At 72.0% G+C, this 20460-nt stretch carries 20 protein-coding genes; 15 read left to right on the forward strand and 5 right to left on the reverse strand.

The window, feature by feature from the left end; all coding sequences use genetic code 11:
* Positions 1-14: 14 nt before the first annotated feature.
* From AAH979_RS01580 to AAH979_RS01590, 3 genes are all read right to left on the reverse strand, one after another.
* Entirely contained in the window at positions 15-518 is a 504-nt protein-coding gene (locus tag AAH979_RS01580) for a nitroreductase/quinone reductase family protein (protein ID WP_346255950.1), read from the reverse strand.
* 74 nt (positions 519-592) lie between these two features.
* Positions 593-1015: a ferritin-like domain-containing protein gene (locus AAH979_RS01585; protein WP_346255951.1), complete on the reverse strand. Its 423-nt coding sequence runs from the start codon at positions 1013-1015 to the stop codon at positions 593-595.
* Between the two features lie 34 nt (positions 1016-1049).
* The gene (locus tag AAH979_RS01590; RefSeq protein ID WP_346256297.1) at positions 1050-1505 is read right to left on the reverse strand and encodes a hypothetical protein; all 456 of its coding nucleotides are present in this window, start codon (positions 1503-1505) and stop codon (positions 1050-1052) included.
* 244 nt (positions 1506-1749) lie between these two features.
* On the opposite strand from AAH979_RS01590, the gene rimP reads away from it, so the two are divergent.
* The 12 genes from rimP to AAH979_RS01650 all read left to right on the forward strand — a co-directional run bounded on the left by rimP (position 1750) and on the right by AAH979_RS01650 (position 13006).
* Positions 1750-2439, forward strand: a complete 690-nt coding sequence (rimP, locus tag AAH979_RS01595) for a ribosome maturation factor RimP (protein WP_346255952.1) — start codon at positions 1750-1752, stop codon at positions 2437-2439.
* Positions 2436-3491 carry a transcription termination factor NusA gene (gene nusA, locus AAH979_RS01600; protein ID WP_346255953.1) on the forward strand — a complete coding sequence of 352 codons (1056 nt, stop codon included), beginning with the start codon at positions 2436-2438 and terminating at the stop codon, positions 3489-3491. The genes rimP and nusA overlap by 4 nt, the downstream gene beginning before the upstream one ends.
* A gap of 15 nt (positions 3492-3506) precedes the next feature.
* Complete coding sequence (locus AAH979_RS01605; RefSeq protein ID WP_346255954.1) at positions 3507-3851, forward strand: YlxR family protein; 345 nt, start codon at positions 3507-3509, stop codon at positions 3849-3851.
* A gap of 93 nt (positions 3852-3944) precedes the next feature.
* Positions 3945-6932, forward strand: a complete 2988-nt coding sequence (infB, locus tag AAH979_RS01610) for a translation initiation factor IF-2 (protein WP_346255955.1) — start codon at positions 3945-3947, stop codon at positions 6930-6932.
* Between the two features lie 125 nt (positions 6933-7057).
* On the forward strand, positions 7058-7351 hold the full coding sequence (locus AAH979_RS01615) for a DUF503 domain-containing protein (protein WP_346255956.1): 294 nt from the start codon (positions 7058-7060) through the stop codon (positions 7349-7351).
* Between the two features lie 163 nt (positions 7352-7514).
* Positions 7515-8009 (forward strand): 30S ribosome-binding factor RbfA, encoded by a 495-nt coding sequence (rbfA, locus tag AAH979_RS01620; protein ID WP_346255957.1) that lies wholly within the window; start codon positions 7515-7517, stop codon positions 8007-8009.
* A 20-nt stretch (positions 8010-8029) separates the two neighbouring features.
* Complete coding sequence (locus tag AAH979_RS01625) at positions 8030-9091, forward strand: bifunctional oligoribonuclease/PAP phosphatase NrnA (protein ID WP_346256298.1); 1062 nt, start codon at positions 8030-8032, stop codon at positions 9089-9091.
* A 52-nt stretch (positions 9092-9143) separates the two neighbouring features.
* Positions 9144-9551, forward strand: a complete 408-nt coding sequence (locus AAH979_RS01630; RefSeq protein WP_346255958.1) for a hypothetical protein — start codon at positions 9144-9146, stop codon at positions 9549-9551.
* Positions 9548-9757 carry a DUF6186 family protein gene (locus AAH979_RS01635; RefSeq protein WP_101370376.1) on the forward strand — a complete coding sequence of 70 codons (210 nt, stop codon included), beginning with the start codon at positions 9548-9550 and terminating at the stop codon, positions 9755-9757. The genes AAH979_RS01630 and AAH979_RS01635 overlap by 4 nt, the downstream gene beginning before the upstream one ends.
* 729 nt (positions 9758-10486) lie before the next feature.
* Positions 10487-10798, forward strand: a complete 312-nt coding sequence (locus AAH979_RS01640; protein WP_346255959.1) for a hypothetical protein — start codon at positions 10487-10489, stop codon at positions 10796-10798.
* 52 nt (positions 10799-10850) lie between these two features.
* Positions 10851-12488 carry an alpha/beta hydrolase gene (locus AAH979_RS01645; RefSeq protein ID WP_346255960.1) on the forward strand — a complete coding sequence of 546 codons (1638 nt, stop codon included), beginning with the start codon at positions 10851-10853 and terminating at the stop codon, positions 12486-12488.
* Positions 12488-13006, forward strand: coding sequence for a hypothetical protein (locus AAH979_RS01650; RefSeq protein WP_346255961.1), 519 nt, complete (start codon positions 12488-12490; stop codon positions 13004-13006). The genes AAH979_RS01645 and AAH979_RS01650 overlap by 1 nt, the downstream gene beginning before the upstream one ends.
* 414 nt (positions 13007-13420) lie before the next feature.
* Here the strand turns inward: AAH979_RS01650 and AAH979_RS01655 are convergent, their stop codons facing one another.
* Together AAH979_RS01655 and AAH979_RS01660 are read right to left on the reverse strand one after the other, a co-directional pair.
* Positions 13421-14326 (reverse strand): hypothetical protein, encoded by a 906-nt coding sequence (locus AAH979_RS01655; RefSeq protein ID WP_346255962.1) that lies wholly within the window; start codon positions 14324-14326, stop codon positions 13421-13423.
* Between the two features lie 95 nt (positions 14327-14421).
* Positions 14422-14778, reverse strand: a complete 357-nt coding sequence (locus AAH979_RS01660) for a peptidase inhibitor family I36 protein (protein WP_346255963.1) — start codon at positions 14776-14778, stop codon at positions 14422-14424.
* Positions 14779-15047: 269 nt separating this feature from the next.
* On the opposite strand from AAH979_RS01660, the gene AAH979_RS01665 reads away from it, so the two are divergent.
* From AAH979_RS01665 to AAH979_RS01675, 3 genes are all read left to right on the forward strand, one after another.
* On the forward strand, positions 15048-16085 hold the full coding sequence (locus AAH979_RS01665) for a helix-turn-helix domain-containing protein (RefSeq protein WP_346255964.1): 1038 nt from the start codon (positions 15048-15050) through the stop codon (positions 16083-16085).
* Positions 16086-16494: 409 nt separating this feature from the next.
* Positions 16495-18234, forward strand: coding sequence for a serine protease (locus tag AAH979_RS01670; protein ID WP_346255965.1), 1740 nt, complete (start codon positions 16495-16497; stop codon positions 18232-18234).
* Positions 18231-20453 carry a tetratricopeptide repeat protein gene (locus AAH979_RS01675; RefSeq protein ID WP_346255966.1) on the forward strand — a complete coding sequence of 741 codons (2223 nt, stop codon included), beginning with the start codon at positions 18231-18233 and terminating at the stop codon, positions 20451-20453. Before AAH979_RS01670 ends, AAH979_RS01675 begins: the two co-directional genes overlap by 4 nt.
* Positions 20454-20460: the final 7 nt, after the last annotated feature.

The following is a 20460-nucleotide window of genomic DNA, read 5'->3' on the forward strand; positions in this document are numbered from 1 at the left end:
GTGCGGGGCGGCGGCTACTCCCGCCCCGGCGGAGACGTCCGTTCGAGCCGGAAGACGCGGATGTCCCGACCACCGGCCCGGCGGACGTAGGTCCGGTACGCCGGCCACTCGGCCACCAGCAGGTTCCACAGCCGCTCCCGCTCGGCCCCCTCGGCCAGCCGGGCCCGGACCGGTATCCGGGTGCCGTCGACGGTGACCGTGGCGCTCGGGTCGGCGAGCAGGTTGAGGGCCCAGGCCGGCTGCTCGGGGCGACCCCAGTTCGAGCCGGTCACCACGAAGGCGTCGCCGTCGCGCACGTAGAGCAGCGGGTTGCTGCGCGGGCGTCCGGACCGGCGCCCGGTGGTGGTGATCAGCAGCGACGGCACCAGGCCGAGGGCCACCACCCGGCCCCGGGTCAGCCTGGCGACCAGGCGGTCGGCCGGGACCAGTACCGGGGTGCAGGCGGCGAACCAGCGTGAGTGGCCGAGCCGGCGTACGGCCCGGCCGAACGCGGAGACCGGTCTTCCCAGAGCGGACATCGATACAGTGTGCCGGCTGACCGTCGCCCCGGTTCGCCCGCACCGTCATCCGTCTCGGACGCGGGGCGTGCAGGTCAGGTCGGGCGGCCCGGGAACGGCACCGTGGCCGGGCTGACTCCGGCCGCCCTGCGCCACCGGGTGGCCCGGACCGCCGCGTCGGTGAGCCCGTCCAGCGCGCGGGTGCGCTCGGCACCCTCGGTCGCCGGCAGCGCGGCCCGCCAGACCGCCGCGGTGCGCTCCTCGACCTCGACCGCCAGCCGCAGTGCGCTCGCCTCGTCGGTGACCGCGAACGGCGGCGCGTACGCCGGCTCGGCCGCCGGTACCGGACCGCCCCGCTCGGTGAGGAGCAGCACGAGCTCGTCCCGCCGGCTGCGGTGTGCCGCCTCGGCGGAGCGGGCCTGCTCGGCGGCGCCCCCCTTCAGTCGTACCCCGATCAGCCCGTACGCGTAGATCGCCGCGTGCTCGGCGGCCAGGGCCGCCGCCAGTGCTTCGGACATCAGGCCGCCTCTCCCCGGGCGCCGCCGCGCCCGGTCACCGGAGCACCTCCAGGTGCGTCGCCCGAGCCGCGGCGATCGACCCGACCAGCGCGGCGCGGGCGGCCGGCGCCGCGGTGCAGGCCTTCGCGGCGGCGTCCCGGCCCTGCTGCTCGGCCTCCCGTAACTGCCCCAGGGTCTCCGAGACACCGCCGGCTCCGGTGCCGGGGGCCGGGGCGGTGGCGGTGGCGCTCGGCAGGGCGGTGCCGGTCACCCGGGACAGTTCGGCGGCGTGCGCGCGGTGTGCCTCGGCGACCGGGCGGAGCCGGTCGGCCAGCTCGGGGAACGCGGTGACCGCGGCCTCGTATCGGGCGGCGAGGTCGAGAGCGCCGGTGATCAACGGCGCCAGCGGGTCCGGCGGAGGCGGCGGGTCGGGCTCGCCGCCGAAGAGACCACAGCCGGTGAGGGGGCCGGTGGTACCGACCAGTGCCGCCAGGGCGACCGCCCGCACCACTTCGCGCCGGGACCGCCCCGCCGCGCCGATCGTCTGGTTCGTGTTGCCGGTCCGCACCCGGCAAGTCAACACCATCGGTACCGCCGGCGGGGTCGGCACGCTCACCACGGCCGGTCGTCGGTGCGCCGATCGGGCTCTCCGGCGGTCAGCGCGTTACGCTCTGCGCAGCCGCCGGGCGCGTCAGTCCGGTGGCACGCTGGTATGGCTGCCGGGCGGAGCCGGCGATCACGAGAGAGGGGCGGAGATGACGCAGCGTGGCCGGAACGCCGGTCGGCCCAGGACGGGTCACCGGGCTCCGGACCGTCCCCGCGAGGACCCGTCCGCGCGTCGGCTCCGGCTCCGTGCCGTGATCGAACCGGTGGTGACCGCCGCCGGCTATGACCTGGAGGACCTCTCGGTGTCCCGGGCCGGCCGGCGGTACGTCGTCCGGGTGGTGGTGGACGGCGACGCCGGGGTCAGCCTCGACGCCGTGGCGGACGTCTCCCGGCTCCTGTCCAAGGCGCTCGACCAGGCGGAGGAGACCGGCGGCGACCTGGTCGCCGGGGAATACCAGCTCGAGGTGAGCTCCCCCGGCGTGGACCGGCCGCTGACCCAGCCGCGGCACTGGCGGCGCAACGTCGGCCGGCTGGTGAAGGTGACCGTGCGGGGCCCGGGTGAGCACCCGGAGCGGGGCGGCGCCGACGAGCGGCCGCCGGCACCCGCGGACCGGCAGGTGACCGCCCGGGTGGTCGCCGCCGACGACGAGCGGGTGGTGCTGGAGACCGACGCCGGACCGGTCGGCTGGGCGTACCCCGACCTCGGGCCGGGCCGGGTCCAGGTGGAGTTCAACCGGCTGGACGAGATCGCCGACGACGATCCGACCGGTGCCGGCGATGATGACTATGACGACGTCGGCAACGGCGACGACGAAGATGTGGAGGGCGAGGAGCGGTGAACATCGACCTCGCGGCGTTGCGCGCATTGGAGCGCGAGCGGGAGATCCCGTTCGACACGATTCTCGCGGCGATCGAGACCGCGTTGCTGACGGCGTACCGGCACACCGAGGGGGCCCAGGCGCACGCCCGGGTCGAGATCGACCGTAAGACCGGCGCCGCCCTGGTGTACGCCCAGGAGCAGGACGCCGAGGGTGCGGTGATCCGGGAATTCGACGACACTCCGCACGACTTCGGCCGGATCGCCGCGATGACCGCCAAACAGGTCATCCTGCAACGGCTTCGCGAGGCCACCGACGAGGTGCACTTCGGCGAGTACGTGGGCCGGGACGGCGACCTGGTCACCGGGGTGGTGCAGGCGCACGAGGCGCGCAGCGAGAAGGGCATCGTCTCGGTCGACCTCGGCAAGGTCGAGGCGGTGCTGCCACAGGCCGAGCAGGTCCCCGGCGAGCTGTACGAGCACGGCCAGCGGATCCGCTGCGTCGTCGTACACGTCGTCAAGGGCTTCCGGGGCCCGCAGATCACCCTCTCCCGGTCGCACCCGAACCTGGTGAAGAAGCTCTTCGCCCTGGAGGTGCCGGAGATCGCCGACGGCACCGTGGAGATCGCCGCGATCGCCCGCGAGGCCGGTCACCGCACCAAGATCGCGGTCCGTTCCACCGTGCCGGGCGTGAACGCCAAGGGCGCCTGCATCGGCCCGATGGGCCAGCGGGTCCGGGCGGTGATGAGCGAGCTGCACGGTGAGAAGATCGACATCATCGACTGGTCGGAGGATCCGGCCCAGTTCGTCGGCAACGCTCTCTCGCCGGCCAAGGCGCTCCGGGTCGAGGTGGTCGACGCGGCGACCCGTACGGCCCGGGTGACCGTGCCGGACTTCCAGCTGTCGCTGGCCATCGGGCGGGAGGGGCAGAATGCCCGGCTTGCCGCCCGATTGACCGGTTGGCGGATCGACATCCGGCCCGACACCGAGCAGATGCCGAGCCAGGCGCCGGCCGGGCGGCAGGGCGGTCCTGATCACGCAGCCGAGGCGGACGGAGCGATCTCGGCCGGGTAGGGGTAGACTTTCTCAGTGGTACGACGCGCGGAGCCGGAGCGCACCTGTGTGGGCTGTCGGCGACGGGCGCCGGCCGGCCAGCTGCTGCGGATCGTCGCGGTCGGCGATGAGACTGGTCACAGCCTCCGACCCGATCCGACCCGTAAGCTGCCGGGGCGGGGAGCACACCTGCATCCCGACCCGGCCTGCTTCACGCTGGCAGTGCGGCGTCGGGCCTTCGGGCGGGCGCTGCGTATCGCTGGCGTACCCGACGCGAGTGAGTTGGCCGAGCACCTCCAAGGCGTCGACGACCACGACCGGCCATCCGGCCGGGCGGGATCGACGCAACGGAACCCGAGCAAGGTAGGACGACCGACATGAGCACACGATGAAGTCCCAGAAATGACCAGGCTTCAAGTGCACGAGTGAGGTCGCTGCGGGTGCTGCCCGCACGACCTCGGAGTGAGGAGTGCAGTGGCAGGCAAGGCCCGCGTACACGAGCTGGCTAAGGAGCTCGGGGTCGAAAGCAAGACCGTTCTCGCCAAGTTGAAGGAAATGGGCGAGTTCGTCAAATCAGCGTCCAGCACCGTCGAGGCCCCGGTGGCCCGGCGACTGCGCGGCGCCTTCGTCGCGTCTCCGGAGCCGGCGGCACCCGCCGCCGCCCCGACGCCACCGCCGGCACCCAAGGCGGCTCCGGCGCCGGGTCCGGGAGAGCCCAGGATCGCCGCGAAGCCCGGACCACCCCGTCGGCCGACGCCGCCGGCGAAGCCCAAGGGGCCGGTGCCCGGTCCGCCGCAGACGGCGACTCCGGTCGCCAAGCCGGCGAGCGCGCATGACATCGAGTTGGCCGCCGCCGAGGCGCGCGCGGCCGCGCTGAAGGCCGAGCAGGAGGCGACCGTCAAGGCCGCCCAGGCGGCTCGGCAGCAGCGCAACGACACGGTCCGGCGGGAACCGCCGGCCGACGGCGGCCCCACGAACCGGCCGAAGCCGGGTCCGAACGCCGTTCCGCCGCGTCCGGGTACCCCGTCGGGTGCCCGCCCCGCGCCGCCTGGCGCCCCGACGCCCGGCCCTGGCCGGCCCGGTGGCCGTCCGCCGGCGCGCAGTGGCGGTAACAACCCGTTCGGCATCACGCCGGGCGGGCAGCGTCCGGCTGCCTCGGGTGGGCCCCGGCCCAACCCGGCCAACATGCCGCCGAGGCCGAGCCCGGCCTCGATGCCGCCCCGGCCGAGCCCGGCGTCCATGCCGACGCAGCGGCCCGGTCGTCCCGGTGGCGGCCCCGGCCGTCCCGGTGGCGGTGGCGGTGCCGGTCGTCCCGGTGGCGGTGGCGGTGGCTTCCGCGGCGGCCCTGGTGGCGGCGGCGGTGGCGGCGGCTTCCGCGGCGGTCCCGGTGGTGGCGGCGGTGCCGGTGGCGGCTACCGCGGTGGCCCTGGTGGTGGCGGCGGTGCCGGTGGTGGCTACCGCGGTGGCCCCGGTGGCGGTGCGCCGGCCGGTGGCGCCGGTCGCCCCGGTGGTGGTGGCCGTGGCCGTGGTGGCGGTGCCGCGGGTGCCTTCGGGCGTCCGGGCGGCAAGCCGACCCGTGGTCGCAAGTCGAAGAAGCAGCGCAGACAGGAGTTCGACAACCTGTCCGCGCCGACCATGAGCTCGGGCGCCCCGCGCGGCCAGGGCCAGGTCATCCGGCTGCCTCGCGGCGCGTCGCTGTCGGACTTCGCAGACAAGATCAACGCGAACCCCGGTTCGCTGGTCCAGGAGATGTTCAACCTGGGCGAGATGGTCACCGCGACCCAGTCCGTCTCCGACGACACGCTTCAGCTGCTCGGCGAGCACCTCGGCTTCGAGGTCTCGATCGTCAGCCCGGAGGACGAGGACCGCGAGCTGCTCGCCCAGTTCAACATCGACCTGGACGCCGAGGTCGCCACGGACCGGCTGGTCAGCCGTCCGCCGGTGGTGACCGTCATGGGTCACGTCGACCACGGTAAGACCAAGCTGCTCGACGCGATCCGCAAGGCGAACGTGGTCGAGGGCGAGGCCGGTGGCATCACCCAGCACATCGGTGCGTACCAGGTGCACGTGCCGCACGAGGGTGAGGACCGGGCGCTGACCGTCATCGACACCCCGGGTCACGAGGCGTTCACCGCCATGCGTGCCCGTGGTGCCCAGGTCACCGACATCGTGGTGCTGGTGGTCGCCGCCGACGACGGCGTCATGCCGCAGACGATCGAGGCGCTCAACCACGCCAAGGCGGCGGACGTGCCGATCGTGGTGGCGGTCAACAAGATCGACAAGCCGGAGGCCAACCCGGACAAGGTCCGGCAGCAGCTGACCGAATACGGGCTGGTCGCCGAGGAGTACGGCGGCGACACCATGTTCGTCAACGTGGCGGCCAAGCCGGGCATCGGCATCGAGGAACTGCTCGAGGCGGTCCTGCTCACCGCCGACGCGTCGCTGGAGCTGACCGCTCCGATCGACGGGCCGGCCCAGGGTGTGGCCATCGAGGCGCACCTGGACAAGGGGCGCGGTGCGGTGGCCACGGTGCTGGTGCAGAAGGGCACCCTGCGGGCCGGCGACTCGATCGTCGCCGGTGGGGCGCACGGCCGGGTCCGGGCCATGCTGGACGAGAACGGCAAGCCGGTCACCGAGGCCGGCCCCGCGCGTCCGGTCATGGTGCTCGGTCTGACCGCGGTACCGGGAGCGGGTGACACCTTCCTGGCGGCCGAGGACGACCGTACGGTCCGGCAGATCGCCGAGCAGCGGCAGGCGCGGCGGCGGGCGGCGAGCTTCGCCAACTCGCAGCGGCGGCCGAGTCTCGAGACGATCATGGAGCAGCTCAAGGAGGGCGAGAAGACCTCGCTCAACCTGGTGCTCAAGGGCGACGGCTCCGGCTCGGTGGAAGCGCTGGAGGACGCGCTCTTCAAGCTCGACATTCCGGCGGAGGTCCAACTGCGGATCATCCACCGGGGCGTCGGTGCCATCACGGAGAGCGACGTCATGCTGGCCAGCGCCTCGTCCGAGGCGGTCACGATCATCGGCTTCAACGTCCGGGCCTCCAACAAGGTCCGGGAGATTGCCGACCGCGAGGGTGTGGAGATCCGGTACTACACGGTCATCTACCAGGCCATCGAGGAGATCGACGCCGCGCTCAAGGGCCTGCTCAAGCCGGAGTTCGAAGAGGTCGAGCTGGGCAGCGCGGAGATCCGCGACGTCTTCCGCTCGTCCAAGATCGGCAACATCGCCGGTTGTATCGTCCGGTCCGGTGTCATCCGCCGCAACGCCAAGGCGCGGCTGCTGCGTGACGGGACGGTCGTGGCCGACAACGTCACGATCAGCTCGCTCAAGCGGTTCAAGGACGACGCCACCGAGGTCCGTGAGGGCTTCGAGTGCGGTCTGACGTTGAGCAACTTCAACAACGTCCAGGTCGGGGACATCATCGAGACGTTCGAGATGCGCGAGAAGCCGCGCGCCTGAGCGAGTTCGATACCGGTGGCCGGAGCCCGTGGGGCTCCGGCCACCGGCCTGTCCGCCGGTCGCCTGCGGCGGCCGCCGGCGAAACGCGGTGAACGGCAGGGGTGGAATGGCGTACCCTTCCCGCCGTGTATACCGGAACCGCCCTGTTCGACCTGCTGTTGCCTGGAGACTCGCGCTCCCTGAAGGCCAAGCGGTCCTACGTCCGCCCCATCGTCGCCGCATTGCGCAAGTTCGAGGTCTCGGCCGCCGAGGTGGGCGCGTTGGACCTGCACGGCCGGGCCCAGATCGCGGTCGCCCTGGTCGCCTCCGAACCCGAGCACGTCGGTACGGTGCTGGACGCCTGCGAGCGTCTGGTCGCCGGCCGACCGGAGGTCGAGTTGCTCTCCGTACGGCGCCGGTTGCACGGCGAGGAGGACTGAATCGGCGGCTGGCCAGGGGGTAATCGGCCGGTACGGCCAATGGCGACGGCGGCGGCGAGGCCGCAGGATGCGCGGGTAGTGTTTCCCAGGTCGGCCGGTCCGGCCGCGGCGCCCAGCGTCGCCGGTCCGGCCCGGAAGCGCAGATGGGCGTGGAGGTGCGGAGATGACGGACCAGGCCAAGGTGCGTCGGCATGCGGAGCGGGTGCGGGAACTGGTGGCGTCGGTGGTGCGTACCCAGATCAAGGACCCCCGGCTCGGCATGATCACCATTACCGACGCCCGCATCACCCCCGACCTGCGGGACGCCACCGTCTTCTACACGGTGCTCGGCGACGCCTCCGACCAGGCGGCCACCGCCGCCGCGCTGGAGAGCGCCAAGGGGCTGCTGCGGAGCACCGTCGGCAAGGCGCTCGGGCTGCGTCACTCGCCCAGCCTGACCTTCGTCCTCGACGACGTGCAGGACCAGGTCAAGCAGATCGACGAACTGCTGGCGGCGGCCCGTACCGCCGACGCGGAGGTGCAGCGGCTGGCCGCCCAGGCCGAGTACGCGGGCGAGGCGCAGCCGTACAAGCTCGACGAGGACGACGACGAGGACGACACCGACCACGGTCGGGACGAGGACCGGCCCCCGGCCGGGGACGGCGGAGACCGGCGGTGAGCAACGCACTGCTCGCCGACGTGTCCCAGCCGGCCGCCGAACAGCCGACCGAGGCGGAGTGGGCGGCGGCGGTCTCCGCCATCACCCGGCTTCCCGCCGACGGCCGGATACTCCTGATCTGTCACGTCAACCCGGACGGGGACGCGCTGGGCAGCATGCTCGGCTTCGGGCTCGGGCTGCGCCGGCTCGGCGTACGGCAGCTCCAGGCCACCTTCCCCGGCCGTCCGGAGGTGCCGGAGCCGCTCCGGGCGATGCCCGGCTCCGACCTGCTGGTCCCGGCGACCGCCGCCGACCCGGACCCGGAGCTGGTGATCTGCTTCGACGTTGCCGCCGTGTCCCGGCTCGGTGACCTGGCCGACCGGCTGGACCGGGCCGGCACCGCCATCGTGCTGGACCACCATGCCTCGAACACCCGGTTCGGCGGGATCCATCTGGTCGACCCGGACGCCGCCGCGACCTCGGTGGTGGTGGAGAAGCTGCTGGTCCGGCTCGGCGTGCCGCTCGACCAGGGGATCGCCGAGTGCCTCTACATCGCGCTGGCGACCGACACCGGCTCGTTCCGGTTCGACATGACCACCCCGGCGGTGCACGAGATGGCCGCCCGGCTGCTGGCCACCGGCATCCGCCCCGGGGAGATCTCCCGGCGGATCTTCGACACCCGGCCGTTCGGCGCGGTCCGGCTCTACGGCGACGTGCTGGGGCGTACCGAGCTGGAGCCGTTGGCGGCCGGCGGGCTGGGGCTGGTCTGGACGTACGCGACCCTGGACGACCTGGCCCGGCACGGGCAGCGCCCGTACACCCTGGAGCCGCTGATCGACTCGGTACGCTGCACCGCCGAGGCGGACGTGAGCTGCGTGCTCAAGCAGGTCGCCGAGGGGGAGTGGGCGGTCTCGATGCGCAGCAAGGGCGGCACCGACGTGAGCCGGGTGGCGGTGGCGCTCGGCGGAGGCGGGCACCGGCTGGCGGCCGGGTTCACCGGGTACGGGGCGGCGCCCGAGGTCGTCGACGCGATCCGGGCCGAGTTGGCCCGGGACGCCACGGCGGGCGGACCGACCGGGGGTGACCCGCAAGATCGGCAGTGACGCGGACGGCATCTAGCTTTCCGCCGGGCGGTGGCCCGGGGACAATCGGCTCATGGAACAGCAGCCGGAGCTCTCTGCGGATGTGCCCCGGGCCTGGGACCGACCGGTCGTCACGGTTCCGACCCTCACCGTTCTGTCCCTGATCGGCGGGCAGTTCCCGTCGTTCTCGACGCAGGCGAACGTCTACGCCATCGGCACCGGCGGCGTGCTGGTGTGGCTTGGGCTCTCCAACCGGGTGCCCCGGCGGCCGGTACCGCACCGGCTGCGGTCCGGCGCCGTCTGGTGGCTGCTGCCGGTACTCGTCTTCGGGGTCTTCGAGGCCAGCACCTTCATGCTCGGCTCCCGGGACGACTTCCCGACCTTCTCCAAGATCGCCGACCCGTTGCTGGACGACTCGCTGGTCCGTTCGGTCGGCTACTTCGCGTGGCTCGCCGCGTTCTGGGGATTGGTGCGTCGATGAGATACGTCGCGATCGCCGGGTTCACCGTGGCGCTGCTGCTCTTCGTGGTGGTCGAGTGGGCCGCCCGTCGGGAGGGCTCCCGGATCCCCACCTTCGGCGACGTCTGCGCCTACGTCATGCGATACGAGGTCGGCCCGGTGCCGGTCGGCCGGATCGCCCTGTTCGGCTTCTGGTGGTGGATGGGCTGGCACTTCTTCGCCCGCTGAACGTTTCCGGAACCCCAGTCCCGCGCAGGGCCGCGCTGACCAGCCGAGCCGCCAAGATCTGACGGTTCGTACTGTCCCGTATGGCGGGAATGCTGCACAGGATGTGGACCTGAACGATAATTTGGGTAAGGGAACTGAACGACACCTAGGGTTGTGGTCGCACCTGTCCCACCCGTGACCAGGTGTGGCAACCCGTCGCAGATCGCCTGCCTCCCAGGGTCAACCGACCCGGGGCTCACGCCGTCCCGGCCGTCTCGCCCGGAGATCCCGGACCCGCCGTACCGGCCGATCAGCAGGATCCCTGTCGCGGTGGACCGCGCCGTGCGGTGCCACCCACCCTGGAAGGAGCCACGTCATGGCCGCCAAGCCGACCAAACCCAAGCCGGAGAACACCGACGAGGCCCGCGAGCAGGCTCGTCGCGCACTCCAGACGTCGATGGACACCCGCCAGTGACCGAGTTCGCCAGCGGCGTGAGGCGCCAGATCCGGCCGCCGGCCGGACCCGTGCGCATCGTTTCCGATCGTCCTTCGTGCCGGCCGACGAGCCGGCCGACTCCGCCCGCACCGGCCTGCCGGACGGCCTCGGACCGTCCCGGACAGCCGGTGCGGCCGTGTGTCGGGTGAGGACAGTTGGCCAGTCCTAGCCGGCAGGTCGATGTTGATATATTGCTTCCCCAACGGGGCCCGGTCGGCCGGGTGACCGCCCCCGGGGTCTGACGGGGAGGCGTGATGACGCAGCCGGTGCGGGTCAACGTGCCAGGGTTGCGGACGGTGGGCGGCGAGATCGTCGGTCACGGCACCGAACTGAAGCGCAATGTCACGGCGGTCGAGGGTCAACTGGTGCCCCCGGGCGGGCCCGGGGTGAACGGCTGGGCCACCCTCGACGCGACGACCAGGGCCTCCGACGGCTGGGAGGCATATCTCAACGGGCTCGGCGGCCGGATCGAGGCGGCCGGACAGTCCCTGATCGACTCCGCCGACAACTACCAGGGCTCGGACCAGCGCGCCGGCCAGCGGCACGGCGGGATGCGGGTCCAATGAGCGCGCGGATCGGTCGACCTGATCGCTCGGCGTTTGACGGCGGGGCGTGCCGATGAGCGGCGTGACCTTCGAGATGGTGCTGAACGCCGACCCGGAGGCGTGGCGGAAGGCGGCGGCCGGCTGGGACCGGCTCGGCAGGTCGACCGACGAGCGGGCGGACGCGCTGGCGCTGTCGACTCGGCGGCTGCCGGACGTCTGGGAGTCCGGCTCGGCATCGCAGGCAGCCGGTGCGCACTGTGACGGTCTGCGCAAGGAACTCGACTCCGCCTTCCCACCGGTGCTGCTGATCGCCCAGGCACTCGCCCAGCACGGCACCGACGTCGCGGAACTGCGGGCCCGGGCCGAGGAACTGGTCGAGCAGGGCCGGGCCGCACACGTCACCATCAACCCGGACGGGTCGATGACGATGGACCCGGCGCACGCCAACGAGTGGACCGCGCGGTCGATGTCCAGTCTGGTGTGGCAGCGGGACGCGCTGCTCAAGGAGGCCGCCGAGCTGGACGCCCGGACCGCGAAGGCGATCGCGGAGAACACCGCGACCGCCTCCGGTACGCCATCGGCCAAGGTGGACAGGTCCAGCGTGCCGGCCAAGGGGACCGATCCGGCCGACGTGAAGAAGTGGTGGGACTCGCTCTCGTCGGCACAGCGCCGGTACGTCATGTCGGAGTACCCGGAGCTGATCGGCTCGCTCGACGGGGTACCGGTGGCGAGCCGGGACATCGCCAACCGGATCGTGCTGGACCGCGAACTGGACGGGCTGACCCAGCGCCGGGCCGACCTGGACGCCCGGGAGGCGCACATCCGGGCCATGGTCGAGCAGGGGCGCGGCGCGGAACTCTATCCGGACGCCGGTAACCCGGCCGGGGCGGCGCTGGCGGAACTGGAGAAGATCAAGGAAGAGCGGGAGCGGATCGACGGCAGCCTGCGCGGGCTGAACCGGATCGACGACCGGCTGGAGGATCCGGGCAAGCCGCGGGCGTACCTGATCGGGCTCTCCACCGCGGACGACGGCCGGGCGATCGTCTCGGTCGGCAACCCGGACGCCGCCGACAACGTGCTGACATACGTTCCCGGCACCGGCGCCGAACTGTCCAAGGTGGGCGGCGACATCGATCGGGCCGACCGGATGGCCCTGGACGCCAAGCGGGTCGACCCGAGCCAGGAGACCGCCGCGCTGCTCTGGCTCGGCTACGACGCGCCGGACTCGATCGCCTGGAACGCACCCTTCGACGGCTCGGCCGAGGGCGGTGCGCCGGAACTCAACCAGTTCCAGAACGGCCTGCGGGCCACCCACGACGGAGAGCCCTCCCGCAACGTCGTCCTCGGGCACAGCTACGGTTCTACAGTGATCGGGCACGCCGCCACCGGCGCCGGGATCAACGCCGACGCGGTGGTCTTCGTCGGCTCGCCCGGGGTGGACACCAACTCGGCGACGGAGCTGAAGGGCGTCTCCCCGCACGAGGTGTGGGCGACCAGGGCCGAACACGACGCCATCAAGCGGGTACCCGACTGGGACCTCGCGCACGGCAACGACCCGACCCGGGAGGACTTCGGCGGCCGGGTGTTCAGCAGCAACCCGGGCGACCCGGACGACGAGGGGGCGACCCACTCGGCGTACTGGGACGACGGGAACCTGGCCCGGGAGAACATCGCGTACATCGTGACCGGGCAGAACGGCAAGGTCACCTGATGGCCGCGCGGCGCTGGCGCACCGGCGTACTGGCGGCGGCCCTGATGGCCGGCCTGGCGACATCGGCATGTGGAGGAGACGAGGACGTGCAGCCCACCGTCACCGCCGTACAGGCGGCCCAGCGGGTCGAGGAGATCCTGCGGGAGGCACATTCGCAGCTCCCGCCCGGCGCCGAGCTGAAGCCGTTCGGCGACAGCGGCACGCTGCCGTGCGACGACCCGACCGACGGTGGCCCGGCCGGCCGGGTCTTCGTGGAGCAGCAGTACGAGGTGGTCTTCCCGGCGAACTGGCCCGCCGACCAGGCGTTGCCGAAGCTGGCCGACTACTGGCAGCAGCGCGACTACAAGGTGGTCAACGACCTGCGGGAGCGCAGCGATCCCCGGCTGAGCGTCGAGGACCCGGCCGACGGCTACCGGATCAGCGTCACCGTCTACAACCGGGCGCCGGGGTCGGTCGACATCTATCTGATCGGCAGCTCACCGTGCGTCTGGGAGCACGGCACGCCCGATCCGCAGTGAGGTAGCGGTCGGCCCACCCCTGGTCGGCCAGATCGGTCCGCACGTCGAGGTCGCACCGCCGGCGCTGCCGGTCGCCCCCGACACCCTGCCCGCCCGACCCAGCGCGGAGGCCGCGGTCGGGCACTGCCTCGAATATCTCGAACTCGCCGTCGCCCGTCGCGTTCCCGACGACCCGCCCAGCCGATCCCGGTAACGCAGACCCCGACTCCGGTCGTGGCCGACGATCCCGTACCACTGAACCTTTTTCAACCTCCCCTTGCGGTCCGACGGACCGCAAGGCCGGACGCGGTGCGTCAGCGCCGCGCGGTCCAGGTTGAAAAAGGTTCACTCATCCGCCGGCTCGCCCGGCACCACGCCGGCCAGCCCGTCGCCCTGCACTAGGACGGCGTCACCTGAGTTTGGCCGCCAGGGCGGTCAGCGGAGCTTCGAGCTCGCCAGCACCGCCTCAGCGGCGGCGAGTTCCGCCTCCGTTGCGGCACGGAGGTCCTGGAAGTAGTCCGGGTGTCGCCGGATCTCCTCCTCCTGGATCTTCACCTCGGCGGCGTGCCACACCTCGACCAGGTCTGTCTGCTCCTCGCAGCGAACAACGGCGACCGCCACCGCTCTCTCTTCGCTCGACGCGGTGCTCTCTTCGCTCGACGCGGTGGCCTCTTCGCTCGACGCCGCGGCGGCGTCATCCGCCCACCATCGTGGATCGGACATGGCCGCGAAGGGGTCCTGATAGTCGAAACCCAGGTTGCGGACGCAGTCCCGCCAGGCGTCCATCGCCACCACGACGCGCTGTTCACGCTGGGACTCGTCCAGCGACGCGCGGTCCAGCTTCCGCAGCAGATCCAGGTCCGCGCTCTTCTCCGGCCGGAGCCGGGTGGCCGCCTCGCGTCCGCACCCGTCCGCACCGAAAACCGCCGACTGCTGGCTCTCGCTGAGGGCGTTGTCGCGCCGGTCGTACCGCTGTTCGACATCCAGCGGCGTGAGCAGCCCAGCCGGGACATGGAAGCCGAACCGCTCGGCGATGCTCATCTCGATGACGCCGTACCGTCGGCGGTTTCTCAGGTCCTTCAGGTCCGTGGGCCGCTCAATGATCTCCCAGTCGTGTCCCCTCGCCGCCATGCATTCCTGGGTGAGCACATCCTGGGCGTTCGCCATGATGTACAGCCCGGCCAGCGAGAGCGTGTAGGCGTCGAACGGTAGGCGCAGGTTCTCGACCTCAGCGGTCGGCGGGAAGGGCTCGACGTCCCGCGAGGACCGCGGTGACTCAGGTGCGGCACAGCCGGCTACCAGGAGGGCAACGACAAGAATTCGTCCCGATCGCAGAATCATTTTCGCTCCAATGTCGCCAGGTGCTGGCACACCGGTTCTCCCGTGTGCCAGCACCTGTGTCGCGGTTCACTCAGGCAACTCGATCGGTCGCTACCTCAGACTCGCTTGAGGGAGCTGGCCTTGTTCGAGAAGTTGTTGTTCCCGAAGTTCGAGTCATAGGAATTTGCCTGCGCGTAGTAGGTGCTGGAGCCCCCGCACCCCGGAAGGTCCCACATCCTGACGGCGTGGCTCCGGTAGTTGCGCATCGCATTCGCGTCGTTGTCGATGCCGCTCGGCAGGTTGCGGCAGGTAGTGGTGGGTGCGAACTGGAACTCCCGGTCTTGATAGCCGTTGGTCTCGTAGAGGCAGAACGTGTTGGCGGGGCAGTCGGCGAAGGCGGGACCCGCGGCGACACCGACGGAGAGGACGGACATGGCCGCAGTCGCGAACACCGCCACGATCTTGTGCTTCACGTGATACGTCTCCATTCTGAGCTGAGGCTCGTTGCGGATCGATCGATGTGCCAAGCGTGCCACCGGTGCCCGGAATGGTCGTTGGCGCGCCGTACACATTGTCTTGACGATGTGTCCACCCGCGTGGCGCGATCTTCGATGTGCCACTCCGGCGGGCCCCGGTCCTCGGCAGGTTGGGGCCGGGGCTCTGATGTCACAAATCTTCTGCCCAGCGCGTCGAGATATGGTGATGAGGCGACCGCTCTATTGATCGTTGACGGGGGACGTTGATGATGGAGACTGTCACATTCCAGACTGAAGACTTTCCTGTGGCCGATCGGTTTGCGATCTGGTGCGAACGAATGACCCAACTGATGGGGCCGATGGAAATGGCGAGCGAGCATGCCCCTGACTTCCAGGCGCGGGCGCGGGTACTGCACCTTGGCGCCCTACAGGTGTGGCCCATGGCACTTCAGCCGATGCGGTTTCGGCGAACGGTACGGCTGCTTCGGGAGTCCGCGTCCGAGCGGTACCACATCTCGCTGGTCCTCAGCGGAGCGCTCGACGTGCGCCAGGACGGCAAGCACGCCGTACACGGCCGACACGACCTGTCTGTCGTTGATCTGTCCCGGCCCTTCGACTGCCGTCTGATCGGCGGCGGGCACCTGACCATGATCGGAGTCGAGGTCCCCAAGGTCCTGTTGCCGCTGCCCGAGCAGAGGGTCGAGAAGCTCCTGGCACGGCGATTGCCGGGGAAGGGCGGAATCGGGGCTCTGCTGGTGGGGGTCATTACCCGGCTCTGTGGGGAGACCGACGGCTACCGACCGGCGGACGGCCCACGACTGGGCGGGGTCCTGATCGATCTCTTGTCGGCGTTGTTGGCCCACACGCTCGACGCCGAGAACGTACTTCCATCGGAAACGCATCGCCGGACCCGGGCGCTGCGGATTCGGGCGTTCATCCAGCGGCACCTCCACGATCCGCGGCTCACTGTCAGCACCATCGCCGCCGAGCACCACATCTCCGTCAGCTACCTGCACCGGCTGTTCGAGACGGAGGGCGTCACCGTCGCGGCGTGGATCCGTGAGCAGCGCCTCGGACGGGTTCGCCGGGACCTCGCCGATCCGGCGCTGGCCACCACTCCGATCCACGAGGTAGCCAACCGTTGGGGCTTCGCCGACCCCGCGACGTTCAGCCGGACCTTCCGCTCGGTCTACGGCATATCTCCCAAGGACTACCGTCGGCGACATACTCAGGGTGGACGCCCGTCTTCAGATCACCGGGAGCTGTTGAGCCAGAGCACGGCCTCGGCAAGGTTGGCGAGGTAGGCGATCGTGTCTGGCAGCGCGACCGTCAGAGCCGGTCGAGCTCGGTGAGGCCGATGTCGAGATCGAAGGGTAGGGCCAGCTTGAGCCGGCCGTGGAAGATGCTGGTCGGCCGGTAGACACTCCGCGGCCCTGCCAGGCGGCTCGCGGTTGGCGACCCTCCCGACACGGTCGGCGGACCTGCCGCCGCAGCCGACCACCTTCGCCGACCGACAGGATTCGTCTCGAATTGAGGACGCGGCCTCCCGGCACCAACCACGGAAGCTCGTGGTCATTTCATCCAATGTCACCCGAAAGGCAGTGGCGGTTGCGGGTCCAGCGGTAGCCTGCGGCGGTGCCGGCCGGTCGGCAGACTGATTCCCGACCTTGTTACGGGTGGCATCGATCCGACACCTGCGAATAACGTTGCCGTGTGTCGCATTCGGGCCGCGCACAGTGGCGGGCATGCATCCGGGACGAGCGGGCCGGAATCCGCGGTGCCGGCATCGTCCTCGGCGACCGGCACGTGCTGACCTGTGCACACATTCTCCTTCCGGTGCCCCATGACGAGCCGGGCGGCGCCCACGGCAGACCGTCCCGGGACTTCGAGGTGGAACTCGTCGGGCATCCCGGCGTACCGGCGGTCCGGGCCGGGGTGGTTGACGGCTGCTGGAGGCCGCCGCAGGACGACCAGCGGGCCGACCTGGCCCTGCTCGGGCTCGCCGAGCCGCTGCCGTCCGGCACCGGTCCGGTGCTGCGCCGGCTGCCGTCGGGTGCGCGTCGCGCGGTACGGATGTTCGGCTTCCCCGCGACCGTCCCGACCGGGGTCTGGGCCCGGGCCCGGCTCGCCGGGGACGGCGGGCCCGGTGGTGAGTGGATCCAGCTCGACTCCGAGCCGACCGGTCCCGCCGTGGAACCCGGGTTCAGCGGCACGGCGGTCTTCGACGAGGAAACCGACCACGTGCTGGGGATCGTGGTCAGCTACCTCGCCGGCCGGGGCTCGGCACTGTCCTGGATGATCCCGGTCGAGACGATCATCAGATACCTCCCCCGGGTGCGGGAGTGGGTCAGCGGCGACTCGGCGGTCGACGCGAGCTTCGCCGCGCCGGCCGGCCCGGTGCCCACCGACGAGACGGTCGTCCGGCAGCTCACCGACTTCCTCGCACCCGGCGCCCCGCCGGACTCGCGGATCATCGTCACCGCGCCGGGTTCGGCTGCGCAGGCCGCCCTGCGCGACGTCGTGCTGCGGACCAGTCGGGAGTTCCGGCCCACCGACCGGGGCGGGCCCGCACCGGCACCGGCCGCCGCCGGGGAGTCCCCAGCGGGCCGGATCGACCTGGCGCTCGATGTCTCGGGCCGGACGGTGGACGAGGTCAGCAGCCGGATCGTCAACTGGATGAGCGTCGGTGCCGACCCGGGGAAGTCGCTGGCCGACAGCCTGGCCGGCGATCCGCCGCCGATGAACCTGGTGCTCGACGGCGTGGACCGGGCGGCCGACCCGGCCGCGCTGGTCGCCGAGGTGGTGCGACCCATCGCCGACCGGGTGGCCGGACGCGACCTCCGGCTGCTGCTGGTCTTCCACGACGACCACGCGCCGAGCCTCGGGTACGCCGCGCTCGAACTGCTGGCCGCCCGGGTCGCCGACGTACGGGCCGCGGAACAGGCTGCCCGGGAACGGTACGCGTACGTCGCCGCCCGGGTCAGGCCGGTACCGGCACCGTCCTCGCACGAGCCGGGGCTGCGGCTGCGACTGACCGCGTTGCGGGCGGCCGCCACCCGAGCCGGCGACAGCCCGCTGCTGCCCGGCATCGAGTCGTGCCGGCGGAAGGCCGACCGGGCACTTGACGCCGCCAGGCAGGCACGCCGGCAACTGGAGGCGGTGCTCGACGAACGCGACCGGTTGCGGGACCGGCTCGACGGCTACCGGGCTGGCGTACCGGCACCGCTGCGGGAGGACCGGGAACTGACCGCGCTCTACCGCGAGGCCCACGAGGCGCTCTGGCAGGGGCCGGCCGACCTGGCGGCCTGCGCCGTGCTGGTCGACCGGTACGCCACGGCGATCCGGCGGCGGGCCGCCGAGGCGGAGGACCGTCCCGTTGATCGTCGACCCGCCGAGGTGGATGATCCAGGACCGCGCGACGGCCGGGACGAGCGGCCGGGTGCGGCGCGGTGACGGAGAAGTGCAACCGCCCGGGCTGCACCGGGTCGGTGGACGAGACCGGCTTCTGCGACACCTGCGACCGGCGTCCGCTGCCGCCCCCGGCCGCCGGGCCGCCGCCTGCCGTCACCGGCTCCACGGCCTCCGGCGGCTCGTCCTGGCTGGTCGGCGGCCTGGTGTCGATGCCGGAGTTGCAGCCCGCCGACCCGGTCAGCCGGCTGCGCGGCGACACCGAGGTACCCGAGTCGAGCCGGTTCTGCGGCCACTGCCAGGCCGAGGTCGGCCGGGGATACGCCGGCCAGCCCGGGCTGGCGGAGGGATACTGCGGCCGGTGCCGCGCACCGTTCTCGTTCGTGCCGAAGCTGCGCCGGGGCGACCTGGTGGCCGACCAGTACGAGGTCGACGGCTGCCTGGCCCGGGGCGGTCTCGGCTGGGTCTACCTGGCCCGGGACACCCACCTCGACGACAACCCGGTCGTCCTCAAGGGACTGATCACCAACGACGAGGCGGCGCTCCGGCTGGCGGTCGCCGAACGCCGCTTCCTGACCACCATCGAGCACCCCAACATCGTCCGGATCTTCAACTCGGTCACCCACCGCGATCCGCGTACCGGCGAGCGGGCCGGCTACATCGTGATGGAATACCTCAACGGGCAGTCGTTGCAGGACGTGCAGGAGGCCGCCGCCCGGGGTACCGCGCCGCTGCCGATCGAGCACGTGCTCGCGTACGGGCACGAGATCCTCGCCGCGCTGGAATACCTGCACGGCAGCCGGGGCCTGCTCTACTGCGACATGAAGCCGGCGAACGTGATCCGCTGCCCGGACCGGATCAAGGTGATCGACGTCGGCGGCGTACGCCGGATCGACGACCGCACCAGCCCGGTGGTGGGTACGGACTTCTTCCAGGCCCCACCGGACGAGATCCGGCGGCACGGCCTGACCGTCCGGTCGGACATCCACACCGTCGGCCGGACGCTCCAGGTGCTCTTCGAGGTCAGCGAGGAGGGGCGCCGGGCGGCCCCGGCCGACCCCGACGGGATCGCGTTCGGCGTGGAGTCGTTCGTCCGACTGGTCAACCGGGCCGTCGCCCGACACGACCGCCGGTTCGCCACCGCGGCGGAGATGTCCCAGCAGCTCAAGGGAGTACTCCGGGAGGTGCTGTCGCTGCGTACCGGCCGGGCCCATCCGGTCCGGTCGGCGGTCTTCGCCCCGACCCCGGTGCTGCTGGACGGCGGGCTCGGCGCCGTACCGGGGCTCGACGTCTGGATCCGGGGCACGAGCGGGCTGCTCGACGTCGCGCCGCCGTCGCCGTCCTGGGCGGCCGGCGGGCTGCCGCTGCCGATCGTGGACCCGGACGACGAGGCGGTGGACCTGCTGGCGACCGCCGGGGCGGCGGACCCGCGTGGGCTGATCGAGAAGCTGGCCAACTCCGGGCTGCGCTCGGTCGAGGTCCGGCTCGCGCTCTGCCGGGCGTACCTGGAAGCGGGTGATCCGGACAGTGCGGCCGGCTCCCTGGAAGCGGCGGTCTCCGGCCTCGGCGCCCGGGCCGATCACGACTGGCGGATCCGTTGGCACCGGGGCCTGCTCGGGCTGGCCCGCGCGGACGTGCCGACCGCCGAGACCGAGTTCGACGCCGTCTACTCCGACTGCCCTGGCGAGATCGCCCCGAAGCTCGCCCTCGGCTTCTGCGCCGAACACCTGGCCGAATACTCCCGGGCGACCCGCTGCTACCGGGCGATCTGGCAGCGGGACCGGAGTGAGGGCAGTGCCGCCTTCGGGCTGGCCCGGCTGCGGCTGCGCGACGGCGACCGGGCCGGGGCGGTGGACATCCTGGACGAGGTGCCGAGGGAGACCCTGCACTACGAGCGGGCCCGGGTGGCGGCGATCCGCATCCTCTGCGGCCGGCTGCCCTCCGGCGGACCGACCCCGGGCGACGTCGCCGAGGCGGTACGCCGGCTGCCCGCACTGCACCTCGACGGCGGCAACGCGACCGGGGAGGCCAGGGACAGGTTGACCGCGCTGGTCCAGACGGCGGCGCTCGGCCTGTTGGAGGGCGGTGCCGGGGACGGCCTCGGCAACGGCGGCGAGGTGCTCGGGCCAGAGCCGACCGTGGACGACCTCCGGCGGCGGCTGGAGCGGTCGATGCGGGTGCTCGCCGCGCAGGCCCGGACGATCGAGGACCACGGCGCGCTGGTGGACCTCGCCAACGCGGTACGGCCGAGGACCCCGTGGTGAAACCGAC

Origin of the sequence: Plantactinospora sp. ZYX-F-223 (assembly GCF_039649625.1) — a bacterium.
Lineage (GTDB): Bacteria > Actinomycetota > Actinomycetes > Mycobacteriales > Micromonosporaceae > Plantactinospora.

What these genes read in the sequence shown, in the direction of transcription:
- AAH979_RS01580 (WP_346255950.1), bottom strand. Translation starts at nt 518, where the DNA reads ATGTCCGCTCTGGGAAGACCGGTCTCCGCGTTCGGCCGGGCCGTACGC.
- AAH979_RS01585 (WP_346255951.1), bottom strand. Translation starts at nt 1,015, where the DNA reads ATGTCCGAAGCACTGGCGGCGGCCCTGGCCGCCGAGCACGCGGCGATC.
- rimP (WP_346255952.1), top strand. Translation starts at nt 1,750, where the DNA reads ATGACGCAGCGTGGCCGGAACGCCGGTCGGCCCAGGACGGGTCACCGG.
- rbfA (WP_346255957.1), top strand. Translation starts at nt 7,515, where the DNA reads ATGACGGACCAGGCCAAGGTGCGTCGGCATGCGGAGCGGGTGCGGGAA.
- AAH979_RS01630 (WP_346255958.1), top strand. Translation starts at nt 9,144, where the DNA reads ATGGAACAGCAGCCGGAGCTCTCTGCGGATGTGCCCCGGGCCTGGGAC.
- AAH979_RS01635 (WP_101370376.1), top strand. Translation starts at nt 9,548, where the DNA reads ATGAGATACGTCGCGATCGCCGGGTTCACCGTGGCGCTGCTGCTCTTC.
- AAH979_RS01640 (WP_346255959.1), top strand. Translation starts at nt 10,487, where the DNA reads ATGACGCAGCCGGTGCGGGTCAACGTGCCAGGGTTGCGGACGGTGGGC.
- AAH979_RS01645 (WP_346255960.1), top strand. Translation starts at nt 10,851, where the DNA reads ATGAGCGGCGTGACCTTCGAGATGGTGCTGAACGCCGACCCGGAGGCG.
- AAH979_RS01650 (WP_346255961.1), top strand. Translation starts at nt 12,488, where the DNA reads ATGGCCGCGCGGCGCTGGCGCACCGGCGTACTGGCGGCGGCCCTGATG.
- AAH979_RS01655 (WP_346255962.1), bottom strand. Translation starts at nt 14,326, where the DNA reads ATGATTCTGCGATCGGGACGAATTCTTGTCGTTGCCCTCCTGGTAGCC.
- AAH979_RS01665 (WP_346255964.1), top strand. Translation starts at nt 15,048, where the DNA reads ATGATGGAGACTGTCACATTCCAGACTGAAGACTTTCCTGTGGCCGAT.